This window comes from Levilactobacillus yonginensis (assembly GCF_003946265.1).
Classification (GTDB): Bacteria; Bacillota; Bacilli; order Lactobacillales; family Lactobacillaceae; genus Levilactobacillus; species Levilactobacillus yonginensis.
On sequence record NZ_RHNO01000011.1, the window covers coordinates 1 to 20,578 of the forward strand.

Annotated in this window: 19 protein-coding genes and 18 tRNA genes; 28 read left to right on the plus strand and 9 right to left on the minus strand. The window is 47.9% G+C overall.

Annotation, left to right across the window (positions count from 1 at the left end):
* The first annotated feature begins 4 nt into the window (after window positions 1–4).
* From EKM87_RS06885 to EKM87_RS06970, 18 genes are all read left to right on the plus strand, one after another.
* A tRNA-Val gene (locus EKM87_RS06885) sits at window positions 5–77 on the plus strand.
* Between the two features lie 3 nt (window positions 78–80).
* Window positions 81–153: transfer RNA gene (locus EKM87_RS06890), tRNA-Lys, on the plus strand.
* A gap of 51 nt (window positions 154–204) precedes the next feature.
* A tRNA-Thr gene (locus EKM87_RS06895) sits at window positions 205–277 on the plus strand.
* 4 nt (window positions 278–281) lie between these two features.
* A tRNA-Gly gene (locus EKM87_RS06900) sits at window positions 282–353 on the plus strand.
* Window positions 354–391: 38 nt separating this feature from the next.
* Window positions 392–465 (plus strand) — tRNA-Arg (locus tag EKM87_RS06905).
* A gap of 6 nt (window positions 466–471) precedes the next feature.
* Window positions 472–545: transfer RNA gene (locus EKM87_RS06910), tRNA-Pro, on the plus strand.
* Between the two features lie 27 nt (window positions 546–572).
* A tRNA-Met gene (locus tag EKM87_RS06915) sits at window positions 573–646 on the plus strand.
* Window positions 647–660: 14 nt separating this feature from the next.
* A tRNA-Ile gene (locus EKM87_RS06920) sits at window positions 661–734 on the plus strand.
* Window positions 735–767: 33 nt separating this feature from the next.
* Window positions 768–857: transfer RNA gene (locus tag EKM87_RS06925), tRNA-Ser, on the plus strand.
* 9 nt (window positions 858–866) lie between these two features.
* Window positions 867–940 (plus strand) — tRNA-Met (locus EKM87_RS06930).
* 2 nt (window positions 941–942) lie between these two features.
* Window positions 943–1,016 (plus strand) — tRNA-Asp (locus tag EKM87_RS06935).
* A 52-nt stretch (window positions 1,017–1,068) separates the two neighbouring features.
* Window positions 1,069–1,141 (plus strand) — tRNA-Phe (locus EKM87_RS06940).
* 19 nt (window positions 1,142–1,160) lie between these two features.
* Window positions 1,161–1,231: transfer RNA gene (locus EKM87_RS06945), tRNA-Gly, on the plus strand.
* Window positions 1,232–1,237: 6 nt separating this feature from the next.
* Window positions 1,238–1,312 (plus strand) — tRNA-Ile (locus tag EKM87_RS06950).
* Between the two features lie 4 nt (window positions 1,313–1,316).
* A tRNA-Ser gene (locus EKM87_RS06955) sits at window positions 1,317–1,404 on the plus strand.
* A gap of 9 nt (window positions 1,405–1,413) precedes the next feature.
* Window positions 1,414–1,486, plus strand: a tRNA-Glu gene (locus tag EKM87_RS06960).
* Between the two features lie 25 nt (window positions 1,487–1,511).
* Window positions 1,512–1,585 (plus strand) — tRNA-Met (locus EKM87_RS06965).
* 2 nt (window positions 1,586–1,587) lie between these two features.
* Window positions 1,588–1,661, plus strand: a tRNA-Asp gene (locus EKM87_RS06970).
* Window positions 1,662–1,820: 159 nt separating this feature from the next.
* Here EKM87_RS06970 and EKM87_RS06975 read toward each other — a convergent pair.
* Both EKM87_RS06975 and EKM87_RS06980 read right to left on the minus strand, forming a co-directional pair.
* Window positions 1,821–3,038 carry a DUF2075 domain-containing protein gene (locus EKM87_RS06975; RefSeq protein ID WP_125683216.1) on the minus strand — a complete coding sequence of 406 codons (1,218 nt, stop codon included), beginning with the start codon at window positions 3,036–3,038 and terminating at the stop codon, window positions 1,821–1,823.
* A gap of 140 nt (window positions 3,039–3,178) precedes the next feature.
* On the minus strand, window positions 3,179–3,691 hold the full coding sequence (locus tag EKM87_RS06980) for an antibiotic biosynthesis monooxygenase family protein (RefSeq protein WP_125683219.1): 513 nt from the start codon (window positions 3,689–3,691) through the stop codon (window positions 3,179–3,181).
* A gap of 126 nt (window positions 3,692–3,817) precedes the next feature.
* Here EKM87_RS06980 and EKM87_RS06985 point away from each other — a divergent pair, with 126 nt between their 5' ends.
* From EKM87_RS06985 to EKM87_RS06995, 3 genes are all read left to right on the plus strand, one after another.
* The gene (locus EKM87_RS06985; RefSeq protein WP_125683221.1) at window positions 3,818–4,558 is read left to right on the plus strand and encodes an MBL fold metallo-hydrolase; all 741 of its coding nucleotides are present in this window, start codon (window positions 3,818–3,820) and stop codon (window positions 4,556–4,558) included.
* Window positions 4,559–4,765: 207 nt separating this feature from the next.
* On the plus strand, window positions 4,766–5,173 hold the full coding sequence (gene spxA, locus EKM87_RS06990) for a transcriptional regulator SpxA (protein WP_125683223.1): 408 nt from the start codon (window positions 4,766–4,768) through the stop codon (window positions 5,171–5,173).
* Between the two features lie 199 nt (window positions 5,174–5,372).
* Window positions 5,373–6,092, plus strand: coding sequence for an adaptor protein MecA (locus EKM87_RS06995; RefSeq protein ID WP_125683225.1), 720 nt, complete (start codon window positions 5,373–5,375; stop codon window positions 6,090–6,092).
* Window positions 6,093–6,148: 56 nt separating this feature from the next.
* On the opposite strand, the gene EKM87_RS07000 is transcribed toward EKM87_RS06995, so the two are convergent.
* The 3 genes from EKM87_RS07000 to EKM87_RS07010 are packed head-to-tail and all read right to left on the minus strand — an operon-like array spanning window position 6,149 to window position 7,721.
* Window positions 6,149–6,487, minus strand: coding sequence for a hypothetical protein (locus EKM87_RS07000; RefSeq protein ID WP_125683227.1), 339 nt, complete (start codon window positions 6,485–6,487; stop codon window positions 6,149–6,151).
* Window positions 6,488–6,515: 28 nt separating this feature from the next.
* Window positions 6,516–7,082 carry a class I SAM-dependent methyltransferase gene (locus tag EKM87_RS07005; RefSeq protein WP_125683229.1) on the minus strand — a complete coding sequence of 189 codons (567 nt, stop codon included), beginning with the start codon at window positions 7,080–7,082 and terminating at the stop codon, window positions 6,516–6,518.
* Window positions 7,083–7,721 carry a phosphatase PAP2 family protein gene (locus EKM87_RS07010; protein ID WP_125683231.1) on the minus strand — a complete coding sequence of 213 codons (639 nt, stop codon included), beginning with the start codon at window positions 7,719–7,721 and terminating at the stop codon, window positions 7,083–7,085.
* Window positions 7,722–8,114: 393 nt separating this feature from the next.
* On the opposite strand from EKM87_RS07010, the gene leuS reads away from it, so the two are divergent.
* The 3 genes from leuS (at window position 8,115) to EKM87_RS07025 (ending at window position 12,481) form a co-directional block, all read left to right on the plus strand.
* Complete coding sequence (gene leuS / locus EKM87_RS07015) at window positions 8,115–10,544, plus strand: leucine--tRNA ligase (RefSeq protein WP_125683233.1); 2,430 nt, start codon at window positions 8,115–8,117, stop codon at window positions 10,542–10,544.
* Between the two features lie 493 nt (window positions 10,545–11,037).
* Window positions 11,038–11,796 carry a hypothetical protein gene (locus EKM87_RS07020; RefSeq protein ID WP_125683235.1) on the plus strand — a complete coding sequence of 253 codons (759 nt, stop codon included), beginning with the start codon at window positions 11,038–11,040 and terminating at the stop codon, window positions 11,794–11,796.
* A gap of 13 nt (window positions 11,797–11,809) precedes the next feature.
* Window positions 11,810–12,481, plus strand: coding sequence for an AAA family ATPase (locus EKM87_RS07025; protein WP_125683237.1), 672 nt, complete (start codon window positions 11,810–11,812; stop codon window positions 12,479–12,481).
* A 94-nt stretch (window positions 12,482–12,575) separates the two neighbouring features.
* Here the strand turns inward: EKM87_RS07025 and EKM87_RS07030 are convergent, their stop codons facing one another.
* Both EKM87_RS07030 and EKM87_RS07035 read right to left on the minus strand, forming a co-directional pair.
* Window positions 12,576–13,340 (minus strand): flavodoxin family protein, encoded by a 765-nt coding sequence (locus EKM87_RS07030; RefSeq protein WP_125683388.1) that lies wholly within the window; start codon window positions 13,338–13,340, stop codon window positions 12,576–12,578.
* Window positions 13,341–13,463: 123 nt separating this feature from the next.
* Window positions 13,464–13,784, minus strand: a complete 321-nt coding sequence (locus tag EKM87_RS07035) for a hypothetical protein (RefSeq protein WP_125683239.1) — start codon at window positions 13,782–13,784, stop codon at window positions 13,464–13,466.
* Window positions 13,785–14,117: 333 nt separating this feature from the next.
* Between EKM87_RS07035 and EKM87_RS07040 the strand changes: the two genes are divergently transcribed.
* Entirely contained in the window at window positions 14,118–15,758 is a 1,641-nt protein-coding gene (locus EKM87_RS07040; protein WP_125683241.1) for a putative polysaccharide biosynthesis protein, read from the plus strand.
* A gap of 10 nt (window positions 15,759–15,768) precedes the next feature.
* Window positions 15,769–16,449 carry a 16S rRNA pseudouridylate synthase gene (locus tag EKM87_RS07045; protein WP_125683243.1) on the plus strand — a complete coding sequence of 227 codons (681 nt, stop codon included), beginning with the start codon at window positions 15,769–15,771 and terminating at the stop codon, window positions 16,447–16,449.
* A gap of 78 nt (window positions 16,450–16,527) precedes the next feature.
* Here the strand turns inward: EKM87_RS07045 and EKM87_RS07050 are convergent, their stop codons facing one another.
* Window positions 16,528–17,361, minus strand: coding sequence for an NAD(P)H-hydrate dehydratase (locus EKM87_RS07050; protein WP_125683245.1), 834 nt, complete (start codon window positions 17,359–17,361; stop codon window positions 16,528–16,530).
* Window positions 17,362–17,501: 140 nt separating this feature from the next.
* Between EKM87_RS07050 and pepV the strand changes: the two genes are divergently transcribed.
* Together pepV and EKM87_RS07060 are read left to right on the plus strand one after the other, a co-directional pair.
* Window positions 17,502–18,902, plus strand: a complete 1,401-nt coding sequence (gene pepV, locus EKM87_RS07055; protein WP_125683247.1) for a dipeptidase PepV — start codon at window positions 17,502–17,504, stop codon at window positions 18,900–18,902.
* A 33-nt stretch (window positions 18,903–18,935) separates the two neighbouring features.
* Complete coding sequence (locus tag EKM87_RS07060) at window positions 18,936–19,442, plus strand: universal stress protein (protein ID WP_125683249.1); 507 nt, start codon at window positions 18,936–18,938, stop codon at window positions 19,440–19,442.
* Between the two features lie 737 nt (window positions 19,443–20,179).
* Here EKM87_RS07060 and EKM87_RS07065 read toward each other — a convergent pair.
* On the minus strand, window positions 20,180–20,506 hold the full coding sequence (locus tag EKM87_RS07065) for a hypothetical protein (RefSeq protein WP_125683251.1): 327 nt from the start codon (window positions 20,504–20,506) through the stop codon (window positions 20,180–20,182).
* Between the last annotated feature and the right edge of the window lie 72 nt (window positions 20,507–20,578).

The window sequence follows — 20,578 nt, forward strand, 5'->3', positions numbered from 1 at the left end:
TTTTGGAGGATTAGCTCAGTTGGGAGAGCGTCTGCCTTACAAGCAGAGGGTCACAGGTTCGAGCCCTGTATCCTCCATATGAGCCGTTAGCTCAGTTGGTAGAGCATCTGACTTTTAATCAGAGGGTCGACAGTTCGAGCCTGTCACGGCTCATTCACCGTTTAGGTGAGTGACATTTAGATAAAGAACGTCAATACTGGCTATGCCGACTTAGCTCAGTTGGCAGAGCACCTGTCTTGTAAACAGGGGGTCGGAAGTTCGAATCTTCTAGTCGGCATTTTGCGGAAGTAGTTCAGTGGTAGAACATCACCTTGCCATGGTGGGGGTCGCGGGTTCGAATCCCGTCTTCCGCTTAGCACCGAGAGGTGTTAAGCAATTAATTTCATATTTTGCACCCATAGCGCAATTGGATAGAGTGTCTGACTACGAATCAGAAGGTTGTAGGTTCGACTCCTACTGGGTGCATTTTAACGGGAAGTAGCTCAGCTTGGTAGAGCACCTGGTTTGGGACCAGGGGGTCGCAGGTTCGAATCCTGTCTTCCCGATTAAATAAATAACTTTATTTAACACTTCGCGGTGTAGCTCAGCTGGCTAGAGCGTTCGGTTCATACCCGAGAGGTCGAGGGTTCGATCCCCCCCGCCGCGATTTGGACTTGGACTGGACCTTTAGCTCAGTTGGTTAGAGCAAACGGCTCATAACCGTTCGGTCGTAGGTTCGAGTCCTACAAGGTCCATTACCAGAAGGGCACTTGTATTTGTTTTATTATGGAGGATTACCCAAGTCTGGCTGAAGGGAACGGTCTTGAAAACCGTCAGGTGAGTAAAATCACGCGAGAGTTCGAATCTCTCATCCTCCTTTATATTATCGCGGGATGGAGCAGTCTGGTAGCTCGTCGGGCTCATAACCCGAAGGTCGCAGGTTCAAACCCTGCTCCCGCAATTGGTTCGTTGGTCTAGTTGGTTAGGACGCCTCCCTGTCACGGAGGAGATCACGAGTTCGAGTCTCGTACGGACCGTTGTTATGTTATTAACAATTTAATACACAACAAACATATTACATGATGGTATGGCTCGGTAGCTCAGTCGGTAGAGCAATGGATTGAAGCTCCATGTGTCGGCGGTTCGATTCCGTCCCGCGCCATTAAATTTACTCAAATGATGCGGGTATAGTTTAGTGGTAAAACCACAGCCTTCCAAGCTGTTGTCGCGAGTTCGATTCTCGTTACCCGCTTTATTTGGGCCTATAGCTCAGCTGGTTTAGAGCGCACGCCTGATAAGCGTGAGGTCGATGGTTCGAGTCCATTTAGGCCCATTATGGAGAAGTACTCAAGTGGCTGAAGAGGTGCCCCTGCTAAGGGTATAGGTCGCGGAAGCGGCGCGAGAGTTCGAATCTCTCCTTCTCCGTTTAGTTATGACCCGTTGGTCAAGTGGTTTAAGACACCGCCCTTTCACGGCGGTAACATGGGTTCGAATCCCGTACGGGTCATTGTCATAGCTTAATTTAATATTATCGCGGGATGGAGCAGTCTGGTAGCTCGTCGGGCTCATAACCCGAAGGTCGCAGGTTCAAACCCTGCTCCCGCAATTGGTTCGTTGGTCTAGTTGGTTAGGACGCCTCCCTGTCACGGAGGAGATCACGAGTTCGAGTCTCGTACGGACCGTCAGTGAAAGTCTTCCTGTGAGGAAGGCTTTTTTTGTATCTTTGGTTGGTATTTGATGAACAATTCAAGCGTTGACTGACAGATGGCATACTAGGAATAAAAAATAAAAACGGCGTCACAACCATTCTTGTAGGAGAATTGGTTGTGACGCCGTTTGGACTAATGTTCCAATTGCGCTAGATAATGACTTAAGCGTTTATCATGTGCAAAAAGGTAGAGACCGTGAACGCCACGCTTCATTAGAACATTGATTGAATTAAGGATTAATTGCTTTTTTATCGTAATTAATTCTTCGGGGTCAGTCAAATCAGCTCGGTGCTTAAAGGCTTCGACATCTGTATAACGGTCTAGGTTAACCTGAAGGTGATTGTGTTCATTTAGACTTATTGGTGGTCCTAAAATTAGACCGACATAGTTGAGATCAAACCCCTGACAAGTGTAGATCGACCCAACCTCATCAATAGTCTGTGGGAGTTCCGCCCAGGGAGTCTTTGTATAATTATACTGATCCCAAGGCATTCGAAAGGGTCCTTCTTGGATATAATGTTTACCGCCGTCTAGGGTTGATGGATATCCTGATGTTGAAACGACGCGTGATAGGCCAACTGCTGTGTTACGAGCGACGATAGCTTGGCGCATTTTCTCTGCATCAGTGAAGACCCTGAGGTCATACGCTGGACCAACGCTGTGTGGGAGTGGTTGCAACTGACCATGACTGAACGCATTAATCCATGCAACTAGTTCATCACTGGCTTGCATTCGGAATTGGTGAGTCAGACGATAGGTCTCGTGTCGATAAGGTACCAGTAATTTCTCTAACCGGGACTCTGTCCAAAAGCTTTTCATCCGTAATACCTGGGCCTCATCGAAGACGAGGATAATCACTTTGGCTGATTGCAACAGGGAGACCAATTGATTCGATCCGTAAAAGTTATTGTAGTGGTCGGCTTGTGATAATAGAAGGTGTGCTTCGTCAATGACCAGAACGTCGGCCTGTTTCTTACCCTGAGCAATTTGATTGATTAAAGATGTTGGCCGTTGAAAATCTTTCTTAAACAAGTGTGGCTGAGGACCCGCAATTTCCTTGTAGACCTTGAGAATTTCTGGATGATTAACGAGGAAGTAGTTTTCAGTGCCAGCCAATGGTGTCGTTGCGTCTGTCCGGGCGGCGGTCTGAATTTGAGCAAAGAGGTGAGATAAAACGACGCTCTTACCGGTACCGGCGTCCCCGTAAATGGTGAAGATAGCCGGTCCTGGGTTAACAATCTCCTGCTCGGTAAAGGATATGATGTGTTTTACAAGCCGCGCTTGTTCAGCAGTGAGGGGCAGATTCGGTGAGATTTTGTCTGTCGCTGCGTTGGAAAACTGACTGGTCAAATTGTCGCCATCTTTCTAAACAGAATAGCCCCATTGTACCGCGAACTTTGCTGAAATCAAAAATTTGGGTAGAAATCCGATAAAAAAGGCAACCGAGTCTGGCCGGCTGCCAAATGATTATATTCACAAATGATAGCAAACTATTCTTCGTCTTCTTTAGGAAAACGGGTAGGCTGGTAAGTGGCTGAATGGTGGTGATTTGCGCTAGTTGCATAAAGATTGAAGGGTTTAAATGCATCAGAATTTCGCCAAAGTGAGAAGGCTTGACTGCTTTCCCAAAGAGTTAACAGGACGTAGTCTCCGGGATTCTTTTTCTTGGTTAAAACGTACATGGCACGTAGTCCCATTGGTAGGTCGTTGATTGCTAGTAAGTTTGCTTTGGCATCAAATACTTTGGCGGCATCTGCATCGAACGTGAAGTAATTATAGCTATAAAAGCCGTCCCAAGTTGATACACCCGCGTGCAGTTGGACATTATAGTCAAGTTCGGTAGTAAACTGACTTGGCTGACCAGAAACGTCTAATAGCTGTAAGGATTCTTCTGCGTTACCACCCGAATTGGCGAGTAATTTAAACTGACGATCCGGATTCTCAGCGACAATTTTTTTCAGTACAGCAGGACTTCCAAACGAAAACGATAATTCATGAAGCATACCCATCCCTCCTAACAACTTTGTTAACTATAGTATAAGAGACTTCCAACGAAAAGCGAAACGTTTACACTCCGAAGCCGACGCGCTACACTAGTGACAATTAGAAGAACCAGAAAGGATGACATTATGCAACTCACAATTTTAGGCTGTTACGGTGGTTACCCCCACAATGGGGTAGGAACGAGTAGTTATCTCTTAACCAGTGGTGATTACCATCTACTCTTAGACTGTGGTAGTGGGGCCCTACTAGCACTGGAAAAAGTTCTAAATCCGCTCCAGCTGAACTCTGTCTTACTGACTCACTATCACCACGATCATACGGCCGATGTTGGCGTGCTCCAGTATCTTTGGCAATTGGCGGCAGGAACAAAGGCTGAACCGGTCCTACCAATCTATGGGCATACAGCCGACCCATTGAACTTTGGCGCGCTGACTTGGCCCGGTGCTACAGTTGGCGAAGCTTATGATCCTAGGCAGACGTTGAACTTAGGACCATTCAAGATTGATTTTCTAGAGACGCATCACCCAGTTCCAGCTTATGCACCACGAATTACTGAGGTCCAAACGGGCGCAACTATGGCCTTTACGGCGGATACGGCTGCCTTTGAGGGGCTGATCCCATGGGCTCAGAATGTGGATGTGTTGCTTGCCGATACCAATTTCTACGCTGATCATCAGGGGACGGCTTGGCACCTTACATCGACACAAGCGGGCCGGTTAGCATGTGATGCGGCGGTTAAGCATTTGCTATTGACACATTTGCCACAGACCGGTAGCTTACATCAATTGCAGGTGGAAGCCCAGGCAGCGGCGGGAACAAAGATTCCAGTCGCAGTCGTTCAGCCAGGAAAAACATACGAAATCTAATCGTTCCCATTCGTTAAAAGTAAATTGGCCGAAACCGTCTGATTAACAATAAATGATGATTATGTAATGATGATGGGTAGAAATAGTCATATTGGGTGATATTGTTTATTAATTTATTTCTAAAAAGCCCTTCCAATTCTCAGAAAACTCTGTATAATAGAGCTATTAAATGATTTATACAAAGAGCTCGAGAGGGAGGAAAAGATTATGACAGTCACACTTTACACATCACCCAGTTGTACCTCTTGCCGCAAGGCACGTCTTTGGTTTGAAGAACACGGTATCGCGTATCGTGAACAAAACATCTTCTCCGAACCCTTGACAATTGATCAAATTAAGTCGATTTTACGGTTGACTGAAGATGGAACCGAAGAAATTGTTTCAACTCGGTCTAAGGCTTATCAAGAATTAACTGTGGATCTAGACGACTTACCTTTACGAGAATTATATGATCTCATTCAAAAGAATCCAGGAATCTTGCGTCGACCGATTATGGTAGATGATAAGCGACTCCAGGTTGGTTTCAATGAAGAAGAGATTCGGCGTTTCCTGCCCCGTAAGGTTCGCGCATTAGAATTGGAACGGGCACAGCGGCTGGTTAATGGGTCCAGATAAATGGCAAATATTGGGGAATTCAATAAAAAACTTATGGAAACCTCATCTGTAAGCTTAATTAGTTGCATCTAATCGGATTTGTGAGAAAATATTACTTGCAGTCCGGTTTTTTTGGTATGATGACTTTACAAGTAAGTTTAAATGACTAGAATGAGTATCAAGGACAATACCCAAAACCCACGAGAAAGGGGTGTTATTCATGGAGATGGAACGAATCAATGAGAATACGATTCGGGTGGTTATCGGTAACGATGACCTGAGCGAACGCGGTATCACCGTCTTAGACTTGTTGGGTAACCACAAGCAAATTGAGGGCTTTTTCTATAGTATTTTGGAAGAAGTCGACGTCGATCATCAATTTCAAGATAATGAGGCAGTTACCTTCCAGGTGCTGCCTAACCGTAATGGTCTAGAATTGTTTATCAGTAAGAATGCGGACGAAGACGCTGCGGAAGAGGCAGATGCCGATGCCAGCGTCGATAGTGATCACCCCGATCAAGTATCGGATCAAATTAAGGAGCATTTATTGGAAAAAGATGGCCAAAAGGATCTCTTCTCCACGTTTAAATCAGCTACTAGCGACTCAAACGATATTGAAGATTATTTAAGTGACAGTGGTCAACCGACCACTAAACGGGTGGTTAAACTCCACTCGTTTGAAGACATGATTAACCTTGCCCGGGTGTTGCGTTTAGAAAACGCAGCCTCCAATTTATACCGGTACAACGATGACTTTTACTTAGAACTGGTCTTCTTTGTGAATGAATCCTCCCGCGAATCCATCAAGGATGAACTCGCCGTTGCGTACGAATATGGGAATAAAACCAAGGTAGCGCCTGACGTCCTAGCTGAACATGGTCAATTAATCATGGAAAACAGTGCGTTAGAACTGACTCGGTTTCATTTTTTAAGTGATTAGTAATTAAAAAATGCTGAAGCAAATTTTGCTTCAGCATTTTTTTGTGGTTCGATTTATTAACGGTAGTAGTTGTGCCAATAGGAGTTCATAGTTATCTTATGCCGGCCATAATAATGCAGGTTGATTGTAAATCCTTGTGAATGGGCGTATTTAAAATGATATTTGCGGTTCCCGGCGTATCGCCATTTAACCTTGACGGCTTTCTCGCCAGTGTAATGAATCTTATGTTTGTAAATGTGAACGCCCTGACCGTGGTTGTCACGGGCAACCCAGTGGCCGCGGAGCTTGTGCGGGATGGCAGTTGAATGCCAGGTGGCCGCTTGTGCTGGTGCAGGTAGGGCAGTGATAATCCCAATCGGGGTTACCGCAAGTAATAGCAATAGAATCTTTTTCATGTTTGGTTATCCTCTATCTAAAATTAGGTTACCGGCGTTCGATTGCCAATAAAAAGGGCGGCTGGTGAATTTGGTTAATAAATCCGTACTGCAGAACCTGGTAAGTCTTTTGTGGTAGCTGCTCACAAAAATCGACCACCGCGGCCCGTTCCGTTTGCCCGCCAGGATGACCGTAGTAAACGACTAAGATAATGCGACCACCGCGGGGAAGATGTGGCAGCAAAGCTTTGATTGCCGTTAAAGTGGTATTGGGTTTTGTGATGACGGACTTATCGCCACCCGGTAAATATCCTAGGTTAAAAATAGCAGCGCTGACCTGGGCTTCGGGGGCCAGGTACGTTGCCACATTTTCGTGGCCGGTTGTATGCAGGTCGACCTGTTGTCCCAGTCCTGTCAACGTCAACTGCTGTTGCGTGGCATCCAGAGCAGCTTGTTGAATATCAAAACCAATGACGTGACCGGTTGGTCCGACTAGATTTGCCAGAAAAATGGTGTCGTGGCCCTGACCCACTGTAGCGTCAACTACGGTGGCACCGGATCCCACGCATTCGGTCAGCAACGTGTGACTATACGTTAAAGCATTTGGTAAATTCATTTATAATCCATCTCCATAGCGCGTTAGGAACCATTGGCTCAAAGTCAGCAGGACAAAGCCCAATGACCAACCCGCAATCACGTCCGTTGGGTAATGTACGCCGACGTAGATTCGTGATAGGCCAATAACAACAATCCAGCAACTCAATAGCAAGGTGACTCCCCAGCGCCAATTACGATGCCGCTGGAGCGACCAACCCAGTAACACAATAACTGAACCCCACAGGAGCATCGCCGTAATTGAATGTCCGCTGGGAAAACTATATGAGCTGGCAGCAACCAGTCGATCGACGGTGGGCCGAGGCCGCTGGACCATGTGTTTAATCAAACTATTGCCAATGCCTGCCCAAATCAGCACGTTGACCGTCAAGAATAGGGCCCCTCGGTAGCGCCGCAAGATTGCCAGGACAGCAACCAAGAGTAAGGTGACCCAGGTCACTGGACGAGGATTGCCCGAATTGGTAATGGCAATAATCAGTTTGGTCAATGATTGAGGCAATGGGTGACGAACTAGGTGAATAATTGTCTGATCAATGACCTTAATCCAGTTTTGCTGCATGGCCACGCCAAAAAGGTCCAGTAAAAAGAGAATGCCAGCGCCCCAGGTGCAACGCCAGCGTAATTTAGAAATGGTCGTCAATGGTGGACCTCCTTAAGCTTTTTAATGAATTTAGTATAGCACACCCCCGTTCGTAAATGGGTTTTACCCGTGTTCCCCTTGCTTTTCATGGAGGCTTTTGCTAAGATGAAAACAATTTGATTATGCAAAACGTTGACGAGAAGTAGTAGTCAGGCGGGGTATCCAGCAAGCGGATGGGTGATGTGAATCCGTTACCGTGCCAGACGAACTTGTCTCCGAGTTTTTCTCTGCCGCAAGGTGGGCGTTTGGCGACGTTATCAGCCGGAATGAGCCCCAACGGATGGTTGGGGAAATGTAGGTGGTACCGCGCTAAAACGCCCTGCAGAGGCCCATTTTGGGCTTCTGGGGGCTTTTTTTGTGGCACAACGTAACTTATAAAGGGAGCGAAGACTTTTGGCATACAAACACCAAATTATCGAACGCAAATGGCAACACTACTGGCGCGTCAATGAAACTTTCAAGACTGCTGACAATCAGAATAAACCGAAATACTACGTCTTAGACATGTTCCCTTACCCTTCAGGCCAAGGGTTGCACGTGGGTCATCCAGAAGGGTACACGGCAACCGATATCATGGCTCGTTTAAAGCGGATGCAAGGGTTCAACGTCCTGCACCCAATGGGCTGGGATGCTTTTGGTCTGCCCGCTGAACAGTATGCTTTGAAGACGGGACACAATCCTAAAGACTTCACTGCTCACAACATCAAAAACTTTAAACGCCAAATTCGGTCATTAGGTTTTTCTTACGACTGGAGTCGAGAAGTTAACACCACTGACGAATCATACTACAAGTGGACGCAATGGATCTTCGAACAAATGTATAAGAAGGGTTTAGCCTATGAAGACAAAATCATGGTCAACTGGGCGCCTGACTTTATGGGTGGGACCGTTGTGGCCAACGAAGAAGTCGTTGACGGCAAGACGGAACGGGGCGGTTACCCCGTCTACCGCGTGCCAATGCGTCAATGGGTTTTAAAAATCACGGCGTACGCTGACCGGTTGTTGGATGACTTGGATGATCTGGATTGGCCAGAGAGTATCAAGGAAATGCAACGGAACTGGATTGGTCGTTCCGAAGGGGCCAGTGTCTTCTTCCCAGTTGCTGGGCAAGAAGATACCAAGGTTGAGGTCTACACGACTCGTCCTGATACGCTATTTGGGGCTACTTACATGGTCTTAGCACCAGAACATGCCCTGGTTGATCAGATCACGACACCGGAACAGGCTGAAGCTGTTAAGGCTTATAAAGAAGCCATTGAAAGTAAGTCAGACCTGGAACGGACTGACTTGAACAAGGATAAGACCGGGGTCTTCACCGGTGCCTATGGCGTTAACCCATTGAGCGGTGCCAAGGTACCAATCTGGATTGGGGACTACGTGTTGGCATCATACGGAACTGGGGCTATCATGGCCGTGCCGGCTCATGATGACCGGGACCACGATTTTGCTACGAAATTCAACTTACCAATCGTTCAAGTGATTGCTGGTAATGATGATACCGACGTGCAAGCGGCCGCTTACACCGGTGATGGTGCGCACGTCAACTCCGGCTTCTTGGATGGGTTGGATAAGCAGACGGCCGTTTCTAAGGCCATTGATTGGTTGGAGGAGAACCACGCTGGTCACAAACAGGTCAACTTCCGGTTACGCGATTGGATTTTCTCCCGCCAACGCTACTGGGGTGAACCAATTCCCGTTATCCATTGGGAAGATGGCGAAACCACGCTGGTTCCGGAAGACGAGTTACCACTCAAGTTACCAGCTGCCAAGCAACTGGAACCTTCTGGAACCGGTGAGAGTCCACTGGCAAACTTGGATGACTGGGTTAATGTCGTGGATGAGAATGGGCGTAAAGGGAAACGTGAAACGAACACCATGCCACAATGGGCGGGGAGTTCATGGTACTTCTTACGTTACGTTGATCCTAAAAACAACGAAGCCATTGCCGATCCAGACAAACTCAAGTATTGGATGCCAGTCGACCTTTACATTGGTGGGGCTGAACATGCCGTTCTCCATTTGCTGTACGCTCGCTTCTGGCACAAGTTCCTGTACGATCTCGGGGTAGTACCAACCAAGGAACCTTTCCAGAAGTTGGTTAACCAGGGGATGATCCTGGGGACCAACCACGAAAAGATGTCCAAGTCTAAGGGGAACGTTATCAATCCCGATGAAATTGTCGAAAAGGATGGAGCCGATACGCTGCGTCTTTACGAAATGTTCATGGGCCCAATCGAAGCCTCAAAGCCTTGGAGTACCGAGGGTATCAACGGTTCCCGTCGCTGGCTTGATCGGGTTTGGCGTCTGTTGATCGATGACAACAACCACTTGCGTGATCGGGTGACGATGATCAACGATGGTGCGTTGGACAAGATCTACAACCAGACGGTTAAGACGGTGAGCGAAGACCTTGAAGCCATGCGTTTCAACGTGGCCATTTCGCAATTGATGGTCTTCGTTAATGAAGCTTACAAGGCAGACAGTCTGCCATTGATCTACATGGAAGGCTTCGTCAAGTTGATTTCACCAATCGTGCCACATATCGCCGAAGAACTCTGGTCATTGATGGGCCATGATGAGACGATTGCCTACGCTAAGTGGCCAACTTATGACGAAAAGCAATTGGTTGAAGACGTGGTCGAAATGGTCGTTCAAGTGAACGGTAAGGTCCGGGCGCACCTCAAGGTTGCAAAGGATGCAGCTAAGGATGATATCGAGACGGCTGCTCTGGCTGACGATGTGGTCAAGACCCATACCGATGGCAAGACGATTCGCAAGGTCATTGTGATTCCAGGTAAATTGGTTAACATTGTGGCTAATTAAGCACAAGCCTTTGTTGCTGAAAAGTTTAGTTTAAATATATTTTAAGGGTCCGAGACAAAAGTCTTGGACCCTTTTTGGCGCCAGTTTTACGGGTGCAAAAGGCAAGATACTGTGGCTCATGTCCCATATTTTGATAGTTTTAAAATTGGGTAACAGAAGGCTGAAAATAAATTATTTGCTTCCCTCCCGTATTAGCAGGCATTGTTACTACCCAGTGTCTATAAATTGGTTGCACGTCAGAGGCCAGAGGATTCAGACGTGGTGATTGTTGTTTAGCCAAATCACAGTAAAAGATGTTACGCGTATTCATGATGACTAACTGATAACACATTAGTTAGCAACAGAATACTCTGTGAGCCGAGAGATCGCCAAATCACACTCGGCTACTTATTTGCACGCTAATAGCGTTGGTGGCTAAACTAATGAAGGTTTTAGTCGTGCAATTCGCCTGGCAGTGATCATAATGAGACTTATTAAGGGGGAGGGGTCGCGTATGTGGCGAAAACTGCGGACGTTAAGTAAGTTTGAGTGGCAGATGACCTGGGCAGACAAGTCCATCCTATTCTTTACACTCATTGCACCTACGATTTATTTTGTGGTGGCGGCGTTGAACACAAATGGTCATCCGTTGGGGACTGGTAACGCGTTAATACAGCTTACCGGTTACTGGGCCTACATCGTTTTGGTGGGTGTGTTAAACGGCTTTGAATTTGGCTTGATCAACTTGCGAGAGACCAATTTTCTGAAAATGTTTACGGTGATTGCTGGTGATCGGCGACTGATTTTTTATAGTAACTTGGCAATTCAAACGTTATTTATTCAGGTTGAAATGGTATGCTTCGACGTCGTGGTCATTGCCCTTGATCCGACAGCAGTTCAGTATCTACCAGACATGGCGGCCGCTCTACTGTTAAACTTTTTGTTAGTTCCAATCATTGCTGGGTTCACCAACTTTTTCTTGTTGATGCCCATTAAGGGGAATGCTATTTCGCTGATTGTGATGGGTTATATTATGGTGGGCATGTTGTTGATCAACGTCAGCCTCCCGAATGAATGGGCCCTGAACATTTTATTAACCAGTCTTAATCCGTGTTCTTACGTTGTGTTGTTTTACGCGGCATTTCTCAATCTGGCACACGCAACGACTAGTTTTAACGGCACGTTGTTAGTGGTAGTGGGCCTCTTCTATCTTATGGTGGGCTACTATCCGGTCCGTCACATGCGATTACAGTCACTGACTAGTCGATACTAAGGGGGGATGGGTTATGCAAATTCAGGATTACTCACTGGTGTTGCCAGATGGGCGACAACTCTTTAATCGGCTTACCGCGGAATTCGTGCCGGGTAAGGTTAATATTTTATTAGGTGCCAACGGTGTGGGCAAGACGACCCTACTCGATTTAATTGCCGGAGTGAGCGTTGGTGATCGGTCACATCTGGTGGGTTTTCCCACTATGGACCACATTGGCTATGAGATGCAAGGGGCACCCTTTACAGGAAATGTCACCGTGCTGGAAGCCTTACAAATGATGCGAGTGCTAGATGTCCCTTCGGCAACTCTCGCAGAGGCGGACCTGCCGGTAGAGTTACAGCCAATAGCGCATACCCGTTTCCGGGATCTTTCTGGTGGACAACGACGATTAGTCTTGTTCACTGGCGTTTGCCAGTTGCAGCGTGAACTTTACTTGTTCGATGAACCAGAAAATGGTCTGGACCTCCGGGCGGTTAAACGGGTCATGGCACAGATTAGCTGTTTGGCTTCGTCCGGACGAACGGTCATTATGACGACCCATCAGTTGCGTACTTTGCCAGAGGGGACTGCTCGGGTATTGGTCCTAGCTGGCCAGTGCATTGCGTTTGCAGGAACACCAGCCGCGTTTATGGCGGAGACCCAGACCGAGAGTTTAGAGGCTGCTTATCTCAAAGAGAACGGGTGAAGCAGGGGCCAGCAGACAGTTAGCTATATACGTTTAGGGCGCAAAAAAGAGCCTGGAACGTTTGTTCCAAACCCTGGTATGTAAAATGACTGAATTACCGACGACGATGTCTGACAAAAGTGAAGAAATGTAAAATGCTGGCGAGTAAAACGTAGAAGATAACGACAAATGTGGCGTAGGTCAGCCAGAATTTTCCAGCAGCAAAGACGCCAAACCACCATGCCTGGAGCCCCATCGTAATCAGAGCCATGACGGCAATCATGATGAATAATAAGATATATCGTTTCAAAGTGTTATCATCCTTTCGTGGCCGGTTGGCAATCTTTTTGCCCCAACGCGTGCACTCAGCGAGCTTTTCGGGTCGTGGTGCCTTCGTTCCCCAGGTACCAGTTCCCACGAATTCACCGACTTTGATTAGACCGGCGCCGGTCAGCACTCGGTCGATGGTTACAAAGGTTTGGTCGGTAATGCCAGTCGCCAAATTTTCAGTGGAGCTGATGAAGCAGCTCGTCATGCTCAAGTAGTGTTTATCTTTGTATTTGCCAGGTAGGGTGTCCGCCACAGAGTTCATTCGGACCAGACGAAACCGCATACAATCAAAGAATTGTTTCATGACGCCAGGCATGCCACCCCAATAAGTCGGGGCACAGATAATCCAAAAATCACTGGCGGCCATTTTTGCTTCAATTTCGTCCAATGCCGGACAGGTCTTCTCTTTGGTATCAGGATAAATATCGTAGTCGCGTAGAAAAACCGTCTCCACGTTTGCTGAATTGGGAAGGGCCGCGGTCACAGCATCCATGTAACCAGCAGTGATGCCGTGACGCTCATGACTGCCAAGTAACGCTAAATAACGCAAATGAATCGCCTCACTCTCTAAACTAATTACCTCTTCAGTATACCGCATCTAATTTAGTTGGACAAAAAGAAGACGGGCAAACAAAAAGACCCGCGGATAGTCGACGGGTCCAGTTGATTTAGGTTAGAGTAATTCAGTTAAGACGGCGAAAAAACGGTGACGAATGGTTTCCGTTTGCCCCGTCTTAGAGAATTGATAGTTTAAAACGTGTCGGTCAAATTCGTGGAAGAAGACGTCAGCCATCGTGGTGTAATCACTATCGTTGGTTTGGTCGATCCGCTTGAAACTGCGCCAGGTCGAATAAATTAATTGCGCATCAGAAATCGCCGCTAACTCTGGGAAATTTCCCCGGATGCTTTTGGTCATCTTCACGACTTGTTTTGCCCGTTCTGGTGACATCTGCATCTTTGGTGCTGCGGTGGAACCAGCTGTTGCCTGCGTCATATTGGCATTCCTCCTTGAATATATTGTGTCTTTGCCTACTTCCAGCATACCACTGTTCCAGACCTTCGGTAAGAAATCTGCTAGCATTTCGATTGATTTGAGAGAAGAATCTCGTTATTTTGACGAAATGAGTAACTTTGTGGTTAGGACCCGCTAAATGGACTCGGTCTTAATTCTCTGGCGGCCACTGTAGAACTTACGGCCAATATAAAAATCTTAACGGAATTCTGACTTTTGCGAGAGAAAAGCTATGGTATAATGTTTGTTTGATTAGCTTGGAATTATCCAAGCCCGGATTACGTTGAATTTTACAAATTGAAAGTAGGGTGTCAAATGGCGGCAAGTTCAGAAAATTCTGGAAACCAAGCCAGTACGCAGGACCAGATGGTTGCGGGTTCAGCGTGGATGACGGCGGGAAGTATTCTCTCGCGGATTCTCGGAGCGGTTTACATTATCCCTTGGAATATTTGGTTTGGAGCCTTTTATTTGCAAGGAAACGCGTTATATGGAAAAGGGTACAACATCTATAGTTTTTTCCTGATTGCGGCGATTGCAGGGGTTCCCTCAGCAATTGCTAAGCAGGTGGCCCACTATAACGCTTTAAACGAGTACGGTATCAGTGTTCGCCTCTATAAGCGAGGTTTAGAAATAGCTATTTTAACAGGTGTTGTCATTGCCTCGTTGATGTATTTTGGGGCGCCACTCTTTACCGGGGGTGACGCAAACCTAGTTCCCGTCCTTCACTCGTTAGCGTGGGCAATCTTGATCATCCCAACCATGAGTCTGACTCGGGGTTACTTCCAGGGCTTTCAGCAAATGGCCCCGTCTGCTATTTCACAGTTTGTGGAGCAATTGGTTCGGGTCGTTTACATGTTGGGCGCCGCTTTTATCATCATGCGGGTCCTGAAGGGCAACTGGATTACTGCGGTTTCACAGTCAACTTTTGCAGCCGCAGTTGGGGCCTTTGGGGGATTGATGATTCTCGGCGTCTACTACTGGCGTCGGCGTCATGAATTCCGCTCGCTGGTGGCTAATAGTAATAATGAAATGGTCGTACCGGCCAAACAACTGTATCAAGAAATTATTGCGCAAGCTGTGCCATTCATTGTTCTGGGTGCTGGGATTACGATTTTTCAACTGATTGACCAGTACACCTTTGCACCAATTATGCACATGGCTGGTACCTATACGGCCGCGCACCTGAATGACTTATTCGCGTTGTTCGGAGTTAATGCTAATAAGTTAATCATGATTACTATCTCCCTGTCTTCAGCACTGGCCGTAACCGTTGTACCACTACTCTCTCAAAGTTACACGCAGGGCAATAAAAAGGATATTTCGGCACAATTGACGAATGCGTTCATGATGTTTGAATTCATCATGATTCCCAGTGCGCTGGGGATGGCTGCAATTGCCCGTCCACTGAACCTGGTGTTCTATGGGACAACGCACGAGGCTTTGGCTGCTTCGCTACTGGCTTTCTCGTCCTACCTGTCAATTCTGTTGGGCCTCTATACGGTCGTTGCAGCGTTGATGCAAGGGATTTCTCAAAATAAACGAGCCGTTCGTTACTTTTTGGTCGGAACCATTGTGAAATTTATCATTCAGTGGCCACTGGTTTACTTCTTTGGTGCTTTTGGGCCATTGATTGCGACTGGTTGTGGCTTCCTGGTGGCTTGTTACTTGATTGTCCATTGGCTAAACAACCAATTTGGCATTAACTACGCAAGTATTGCCAAAAAGACCAACGGTATTCTGCTGTCAGCTTTAGGAACTTTCGTATTAGCCCGTGGTGTTGCTCTGCTGGGTGGTTTGCTGGGTAGTCAGGGTCGGAGCATCAACTTTATGATTGTGGCAGTTGCCGCGGTTATTGGGGGATACTTCTACGTATACTCCGTGTTGAAATCACGGTTGGCCGATGCAATTCTTGGTTCGCGCGTTGCTGGGTTACGCCGGCGTCTACACATTCGTTAGGAGGTCAAACATGAACATTGAACGTTACTTAACGGAACACCGCCAGGGAACACCCGGCCAAATTTTCCGACTGCTACGACAAGGCCGAGTTACGGTCAATGATGTCGTGGTTGATTCTCCTCGTAGACCGGTGATGACTCAGGATGACGTCCGCGTTGACAATCTGGCCGTTGCTGGCCGCCAGCCGCAGTACTACGTCTTTAATAAGCCCATGGGTTTTCAGCTAAGCATGGACCCAACGGTACCGCGGAGCTTGGGCAGCCTGCTAAATGGCTTTGATCAGCAGTGGCAGTTGGAATCGCTAGCCGATTTGCCGCGGGAAGCCGTGGGCGCTGTGATTGCTAGTGATGACGTGCAGTTTTTGACGGACGTGGTTGCCCAGAATTGGTCCAGTACCTGTCGGGTACAGTTAACGGGGGTCGTCGCTCCTGAAATAACTGCCAATACAGCTTTTCAAAAGCTAACGACCCAAGTTGATCAGGCCAGTCAAACCACGACTGTCAGTCTGGAAACAACTGATTTAGCAGCTGCGGTAGCGACCTTGAGTCAACTGCCCGGTGTGACCGGTCCGGTTGAACGGACGGCACTGGGGCCATTGGGTTGTCCCGTTGACTTAGCTATTGGGACCTATCGCGGACTGACTGCCATTGAGATTGACAGTTTGTTGGGTGAAGGCATTCCCGCAAAGTAAATTTAAGCGTTAATAAAAAGCTGTGCAGACCGTAAGTTGGTTTGCACAGCTTTTGCATCACACGTTAACTGGTAGGCTTTAACCTTCGTGTGCCTTCATAAATTGTGGCAATTGTGCCACGATTTGGTGGGGCAGGACCACGTATTGTGTTTTTGCTAGTTCCTCAGCAATGGCACTATGGCTGTAGACCGCTGCTAAGACCGCTTGGTCCGTATCCTTGAACTGAGCGGTGAAGCCACCGACCATGCCGGCCAACGTATCACCCATACCACCAGTCGCTTGAGCAGGGGTGCCAATGGTATTTTCGTAGACTCCGTTACTCGTATAAACTTGTGTGCGGTGGGACTTCAGGACGATGGTCGCGTCCAGTTGATCGATGATAGCTAAGTTCCAGTCTACCGTTTGTTTGTCAATGGCAATGCCACTCAACCGCTGCCACTCCATTTGGTGCGGCGTCATGATGAGATGAGTCTTTGGTAAAGGTAGGTGACGTTCGGCAACTAGGGTGATTGCGGAACCGTCAATGATCAAAATTTGATTGGGTTGAATGACGTTGAAGACGTCTGCCAAAACGGCTGCGGCGTCATCATCTGTTCCGAGACCGGGGCCTACGACCACGACGTCAGATCCCTTGATGAGTTCACGGGATTGGTCAAAGTCAGTGATGTCGGCAAACATCGCTTCTGGCAACCGGGCGTGAAGGGCGTCTTGGTTACTGGCGTCGGTGATGGTCGTTACTAGACCGGCACCAGAATAGACGGCGGCTTCACTAGCCATAATGATAGCGCCTCCAAAATTACGATTACCGCCAATCAAGGTCACCCGGCCGTAGGTTCCCTTGTAGCTATCGGCGGCGCGTTGTTGGATCGTTGCCGCTAGAATATTTTCAGTTAAAGGTTGTGCTTCTTGCATGCGATTAGCCTCCTCTTATGTATCTTTTCTAGTATAGCATGTTCCGGCATGAAATCGGCTTACATTTGGCGGGGGGTATGCTAAAATTGGAGACAGTTAACCTGGACGTTTGGTCCGAATAAAATGAAGGAGGTCCAATCATGGCAATTGATTGGCAAAAGCTAGCAGAAAAGTATCACCAGGACTACGTTGCAGACCTAACCACGTTGGTCGGCATTGATAGTTCACGAGATGATTCCAAGGCTACCGATGATTATCCATTGGGACCTGGTCCCGCCAAGGCCTTGCTCGCATTTTTAGACTTGGCCAAGCGTGACGGTTTTAAGACGACGAATTTAGATAATTTAGTAGGGTACGTAGAATACGGTGAAGGTGATGACACGCTTGCTATTCTGGGCCATGCCGACACGATGCCCGGAGGTAAGGGGTGGCACACGGATCCCTTTACGTTGACTAAGAAGGATGGCAAGCTATACGGTCGTGGCACGTCTGACGACAAGGGGCCAGCCCTGGCAGCCTACTACGGCTTGAAGATGTTGAAGGACGAAGGAATTATCCCCCAAATGAAGATTCGGTTCATCATTGGTACCGACGAAGAGAGCGACTGGACGGGGATGAACCATTACCTCGACCTAGAACCCGCACCAACGTTGGGCTTCTCACCTGACGCCGAATTTCCGCTGATCAACGGTGAAAAGGGTAACGTCACGTTCACTTCCCACTTTGCCGGTGGTAATGGGGGCACCGTAAGTTTACGCGACTTTGAGGCTGGTCTACGAGAGAACATGGTTCCGCGAGATGCTGAAGCAACGGTTGCAGTGAGTGATGCTAAAAAAGTTATTGCTGACTTCACGACCTTCCTGACGAAGGTTCCCGTAACCGGTGAAGCTGAACAGGTAGCCGGTGGCGTTCACTTACAAGTAATTGGTAAAGCGGCGCACGGCATGGAACCCAAGAATGGTATCAATGCTGGGACTTTCTTAGCAACGTTCCTGAACCAGTACGATTTTGGTGGGAATGCGGCTGATTTTCTCAGTCTGTTAGCAAATAGTCTCCATGACGACTCCCGAGCAACTAAGCTGGGGATTGCGTACACGGACAAGGTGATGGGCGACCTCACCATGAACGTCGGGGTGATGACCTTTAAGGCTGATGAAGGTGGTCTGATCAACACCAACTTCCGGTACCCAACTGGGACTGGTGCTGCTGATATTAAGGCTGGTTTGGAAAAAGCCGAAGTTGAGATGGCCGTGACGTTGAAACAAGGGCGGGAGATGGTGCCGCACTACGTTGATCCGGCAGATCCAATCGTGGCAACTTTGATGGACGTTTATCGGCAACAGACTGGCGACTTGACCGCCCAACCAGAAGTTGTGGGTGGCGGAACTTACGGTCGGTTGATGAAACGGGGCGTGGCCTTCGGTGCACTGTTCCCCGGAACTCAGGATACGATGCATCAAGCTGATGAATTCCAACCAGAAGCTGATTTGTTGAAGGCCATGGCCATTTACGGTCAAGCCATCTACGAATTGACCAAGTAGTTCACTTAAAAATTGGTCAAAGGAGTGGTAGGGATGACAGAAAGATATCAACACATTCTCGTTGGTGTAGATGGTTCTAAGCAGGCACGACGGGCATTGGACAAAGCCATTGCAGTGGCGGTCAGAAATGATGCCGAACTGATCATTATCACCATCATGAGTGGTGGCGATTACGTGGGGCTCGGAAACAATACGCGTGTTGGCTTTGGCTATGTCGATCAACAGGTGATGGATGAAGAGCGGCAAATTCAAGAAAAGACCGTCGACGAATACCGGCAACGGGCCCAAAAGGCGGGCGTCAAGCAGGTGGTGACTTCCGTGTACTACGGTCACGCGAAGGTCGACTTGGCGCGGACCTTGCCCAAGGAATATCACGCGGATCTGATTATGATCGGGGCAACTGGGGTCAATGTTGTGGAGCGCATGTTGATGGGATCCACAGCGAGCTACGTCGTTGCGAACGCTGTCTGTGATGTGCTGATTGTTCGGACTGACTTAGAGAACCATGCGTCGAGCTTGAAGCATTTACCGACGGCCTAGTTAGGTTTAACTGTCATAAATGCCTTGTAAAAGATGTTGCTGGGTTAACGTGGTTAGCCTGGCTTCATTTTTTTTGTGTTGGATCTAAAGGTTGAAAACACTGAAATACCCACTATGCCTGATGTAACGAGAATCGTGTGTTGAGGCTTAGTCAGACAAAGTGGGAAATTGCCGCCTTACCGTTCGCCAAATTTGGACCGGAACGCGGTGGGAAGGACGGGACAAGCCCAAAGGCAGTCTTACCCCTCGCTTGAAGCCGCAAAGCATGTTTTTAAGTCGCCATTTTCAAGAAAATCACTTGAAAATCCCACGGCTGAGTCCAAATTTGGCTCATTCTCGGTTACCTAGTGGAGGGTCAATAATATTGAGTAAGTACCGTTATTCAGGCATTTAAGCTACTTATTTTCTGAGAACGCATTTAACTGGAGGCGGTCAGAGGTGGAGCCAGCCGTGTCGACGGTGTTAGCCGATTTTCGGCTTACAGCGTGAGACGTGTTTGAAGACTAGTGGTTTGTCCAGGCTTCAAACCGAGCCGAAGGACCGCTTTTCAGGCCGTAGGCGTTCCCCACAGCAGGCGGAATCTCTGACCGACGCAGGTGGCTGGGTAAGGCTTTGCTTTGATAACAGTTTTCGAACTTTCAACCTTTGTGTTGGATTGCGAAGCTGAACTTGACGACACAAAAAGGAACACCAGCCACAACTGGTGTTCCTAATTTTATATGATTGCGAATGCACGATTAAAGCCGGTGAATATCCAGGACACTTCCAGTGGCAGCGTCGGCGATGAACTGGTACTGAACCAATTGGTCGTCTTCGTAGCGCGTGATACCACCGTAGTAGACCCGCGCTTTGACTGCATATTTCTGGAAGGGAACCGCCCGTTTTTCTATCCAGGCACCCTCAATCGGTGATTCTTGCCGGAATTGGTGCTTGACCTGATTCAGAATAATATCTGGATCTAGGCGAGACGCACTACCGAAGAATCGCGTGATGAAAATGCCCATTAACCCACCGAGTACGCCGGTGAGACTTAGTTGATACAATTGTCCATTTTTTGCAGCCATAATTACCGCCTCCTAAGCAAGTTGGTCCTGTTGGGCATCAACCCCATCACTTCTGCCCCCAGTATACCAATG